This is a genomic window from Halorubrum tibetense (genome assembly GCF_042661865.1).
GTDB lineage: Archaea > Halobacteriota > Halobacteria > Halobacteriales > Haloferacaceae > Halorubrum > Halorubrum tibetense.
In genome coordinates, this window is record NZ_JBHSWW010000365.1 from 1 (window position 1) to 3,632 (window position 3,632).

5 protein-coding genes and 1 pseudogene are annotated in these 3,632 nt (G+C 68.9%); 1 reads left to right on the forward strand and 5 read right to left on the reverse strand.

Annotated elements, in window-relative coordinates; genetic code table 11:
* The 3 genes and pseudogenes from ACFQEU_RS15065 to ACFQEU_RS15075 all read right to left on the reverse strand — a co-directional run.
* Positions 1-125, reverse strand: a pseudogene (locus ACFQEU_RS15065) (RNase P subunit p30 family protein); the annotation flags it as partial.
* A 140-nt stretch (positions 126-265) separates the two neighbouring features.
* A complete protein-coding gene (locus tag ACFQEU_RS15070) occupies positions 266-463 on the reverse strand; it encodes a DUF5800 family protein (RefSeq protein ID WP_379783478.1) in 198 nt (65 codons plus the stop codon).
* Positions 464-586: 123 nt separating this feature from the next.
* Positions 587-766 (reverse strand): DUF5786 family protein, encoded by a 180-nt coding sequence (locus tag ACFQEU_RS15075; protein WP_379783480.1) that lies wholly within the window; start codon positions 764-766, stop codon positions 587-589.
* Between the two features lie 197 nt (positions 767-963).
* Between ACFQEU_RS15075 and ACFQEU_RS15080 the strand changes: the two genes are divergently transcribed.
* The gene (locus ACFQEU_RS15080) at positions 964-2,211 is read left to right on the forward strand and encodes a polymer-forming cytoskeletal protein (RefSeq protein ID WP_379783482.1); all 1,248 of its coding nucleotides are present in this window, start codon (positions 964-966) and stop codon (positions 2,209-2,211) included.
* Here ACFQEU_RS15080 and ACFQEU_RS15085 read toward each other — a convergent pair.
* Together ACFQEU_RS15085 and ACFQEU_RS15090 are read right to left on the reverse strand one after the other, a co-directional pair.
* Positions 2,194-2,970, reverse strand: coding sequence for a ribonuclease H-like domain-containing protein (locus ACFQEU_RS15085; RefSeq protein WP_379783484.1), 777 nt, complete (start codon positions 2,968-2,970; stop codon positions 2,194-2,196). The genes ACFQEU_RS15080 and ACFQEU_RS15085 overlap by 18 nt on opposite strands.
* A 99-nt stretch (positions 2,971-3,069) precedes the next feature.
* Positions 3,070-3,632, reverse strand: a 563-nt coding sequence (locus tag ACFQEU_RS15090; RefSeq protein ID WP_379783486.1) for a metallophosphoesterase family protein, incomplete at its 5' end; no start/stop codon positions are given.

Genomic DNA, 3,632 nt, shown 5'->3' on the forward strand with positions numbered 1-3,632 from the left:
GGTCCGTCCGCTAACGCCTCCCGCGTGCGGACGACGAGCCCGTCGTACCCGTACCGCGCCGCCGTGGCGGCGTGGCGCGCGACGGTCGCGTCGCCGTCGGGATATGCGTGGACCGCCTCGTACATACGCCTCCATTCTCGCCGAGACGGTATCGGCGTTGCGCTTTCGGCGGCGGCCGCGGCGGGAACGGGGCACACGGACCGTCAAGACCGCACTTATAAGAGGCCGCCAGCGCGGCCGGTATACCACGTCGCCAGACCGGCCGCTATAACACGTCGCCGATCCGGACCGGCTCGCCGTCCAGTTCAGGGTCCGTCGCGACGATCTGGATGACCTCGTGGTCCGTCACGTCGCGGTACCCCTTTCCGGTGGCCTCCTCGATCAGGCTCTTTTCCAGCTCGAACTCGGTGCCCTCGTAAACGACGTCGACGCCGTCCTCGTTGAAGGTTAACTCCGTGCTCATAGGAGGCGATAACCAGGCGGGCGATAAAAGGGGCGTGACACGGCTGCGGACCGGATCCGGGGAGTCAATGCGGCCGCGGCGTCCGGATCCGCCTGGCCGTCCCAACCGTCCGGGTCGCTCGCGCTACTCCTCGTCTCCGTCCTTCATCTCCGCGAGGCGGCCGACCAGCTCGTCGGTGTCGGCGTCACCCTCTACGGAGACGTCGCCGTCGTGGTCGTGTTCGTGGACGTTCACCGCGCCGTCCTCGTCGGTGTCCACGTCCTGTTTCCCCTGTTCGCTTTCGTCGTACGATCCGAATCCCATATCGGGACGTTCCGGCCCCCGGTTGAAAAGAACGGTGACCGCCACGCGCTTCGGGAGGGACTCACACGCGCCGGCGGTTCGGGCCGACCGACTCGGCCGATCCGTTCGGCGGCGTCCGGGCCGATCCGGTTCCGTCGAGTCCGACGCGCGTCCGACGCCCCATATCGTTTATATCTCCCGGGGGATTGCGTTCGGGTGTGTCATTACGCGGGGGCGGTCCGATAGACGAGCTCGCGGTCCCCTCGGGGACCACCGTCGAGGAGCACGACGTCGTCGTCGACGGCGACGTGCTCGTCGGCGGCCAGTCGACCGTCGAGTTCGGGCTCCGCGGCCGCAACGTCGCGATCGGCGAGCGAGTCGAGGTCGGCGACGACATCGAGGCGGACGGCGATTGCCGGCTCGACACGTGGTGTACCGTCGACGGCAACGTGCTCGTCGGCGAGGACGCGTACCTCGGCGAACGCGTCACCGTCACGGGGCGACTGATGGTCTCCGGCGACCTCGACATCGGTGACGACGTGAACATCGAAGAGGGGTTCGAGGCGAACGGTTGGATCGTCATCCGGAACCCGGTCCCCACGCTCGTGTTCTACTTCATCGTGCTCTCGCAGCTGCTGCGGGCGGGCGAAACCGACGCCGCCGACGAGCTCGCGGAGGCGCTCGCCGACGGCGACGACGCCCGGGAACCGCTGTTGATCCCGCGGGGCGCGGAGGTATCAGACGACGCGTGGCGCGTCTCCACGCCCGCCAGCGTCGGCGACGACTGCCGGATCCACGGGAACCTGCGTGCCGAGTCGATCACGGTCGGCGAGCGCAACGAGGTCTTCGGCTCGCTCCGCGCCCGTGAGGGCGTCACCGTCGGTGCGGATACCACGATCCACGGCGACGTGACGACCCGTGGCGGGACGGTAACGGTACGGGCCGGCGCGCGGATCCTCGGGGACGTCTCCGCCGGCGACCTCGTCGTCTACGACGGCGCGGAGATCGACGGGACCCTCCGCGCCCGTGGCGAGATGAAACTCATTCAGTCGGTTCCGGAGGAAGACGAAACGGGATCCGGAGCGGAGGACGGGACGGAAACCGACTCCGAACCCGAGCTAGCGGATGAACGAGAGGAGGAGGCCGAATCGACGGGGCCCGAGGACGGAGACGAGCCTCAAAGCGAAGGCGAGGAAGCCGAATCCGAAGGCGAGGAAGCCGAATCCGAAGGCGAGGAAGCCGAATCCGAAGGCGAGGAAGCCGAATCCGAAGGCGAGGACCGAAGACGGGGTGGCCCCCGACACCGACGAAGACGGGTCGACACAACCCGATGCCGACACCGCCACCGAGGCCGACACGGAGGACACGACCACCGGAGCCGGCGTGACGACCGAGGCCGAGGAGTCGGACGCGGCGGTCGGGGACGTGCCGAACGAGCCGCAGTGAGTTCAGCGCCGACCGAGTGAGCCGTCGAGCGTGGCGGGGAACACCGCCTCGTCGAGCCGTTCACACACCGTGTCCGCGAGCGTTCGCAGGTTCTCCGTGTCCTCGCGGTTGTACGACACCAGCGTGTCGAGCGCGTCCTCGTCACCGCGTTCGTACTCGTGCCACAGTCGAACCGCGTCACGTCCGGAGAGGTCCCGCCGGTCGCGGCCGATCCCGAGCTCCCGCTCGATCGGTTTCAGCCCGCCGGAGAGTCCGATCCGCTTACACGGGTACATGAGGTCGAGGTGCGGCGTGTCGACGTCGATCCCGAAGGCGGTCTCCAAGAACGGGACGTCGAACCGCGCGCCGTTGAACGTCGCCAGCAGGTCCGCCTCGCGGAACTGCCGTTCGAGCCGGCGATCGGTGAGGTCGTCGCCGGCGACGAGCGTCGTCGTCTCGCCGTCTTGATGGAAGCTGACGGTGGTGACTCGATCCCGGCGCTCGTCGAGCCCCGTCGTCTCGATGTCGAAGAAACACGTCGTGTCGCGGAACTCCTCGTAGAGCCGCCAGCGCTCGCTGCTCGGGAACTGCCGGTCGAAGTACGGGGCGTCGCGGTCGTCGAGGTGTGCCCGCGCGTCCGCGATGAACGACTCGATCCGGTCGGCGGTGGTCGTCCCGACTCCCGCCACGTCGACACCGCGGTCGAACTCGTCCCACGTGTGGACCCCCTGCTCCCAGAGGCGGCGCTCGGTCCGTTCGCCGACCCCCTCGACCGGGATGAAACTGTTCTCGATACGCATGTCCGGTGTGGGGCGACGGGCGGGCAAAAACCCCGCGGAGGTGACTTCTCCCTCACTCGATCCCAATGGTGTCCGTGGCGGAGCGCGTCGGGCGACCCCTCACAACAGCCGTCTGAGCTCGCCGAGCGGGGGGAACCGGAGCGCGTCGTCCGTCCCAGCGTCGTACACGACCGGTTCCAGCCGGTCCACGTCGTCGACGAGCGGGGTGTCGAGCTCGCTCGCGCGCCAGTCGGTAACCTCGACGCCGGGGGCCAACCGCGTGAACGCGGGGAGACAGAGAACGTCGCCGTCGCGGTCGCTATCGGCGTTGCCGTCGCCGTCGTGGTTTCCGTCGCCATTGCTCCCCTCGCCGTAGAGGAAACAGGGTCGGCGGTCCCCCTCGATCCCGATCGTCGGGTGAAGGTGCCCGAACACGTACAGGTCGGCCTCGTTGCCCGGCGGTTCGTGGCCGTGCGTGACTACGCACCGACCGAAGTCGCCGTCGGCGGCGACGACGAGCTCGTCGTGAAGCGGGCCGTCCCACGCGCCGGACAGCGCGGTGTCGTGATTGCCGGCGACGAGTTCGAGGTCGGCCCCTGCCCGTCGGCACGCGTCGTGGAGTCGGTCGAGCGTCTCCCGACTCCGGGCTGTGACCCGGTCGAAGGTGTGGACGACGTCGCCGG

Bases quoted from the DNA above. Each gene is read 5' to 3' on its own strand.
- ACFQEU_RS15070 (WP_379783478.1), bottom strand. From the start codon at position 463: ATGAGCACGGAGTTAACCTTCAACGAGGACGGCGTCGACGTCGTTTAC.
- ACFQEU_RS15075 (WP_379783480.1), bottom strand. From the start codon at position 766: ATGGGATTCGGATCGTACGACGAAAGCGAACAGGGGAAACAGGACGTG.
- ACFQEU_RS15085 (WP_379783484.1), bottom strand. From the start codon at position 2,970: ATGCGTATCGAGAACAGTTTCATCCCGGTCGAGGGGGTCGGCGAACGG.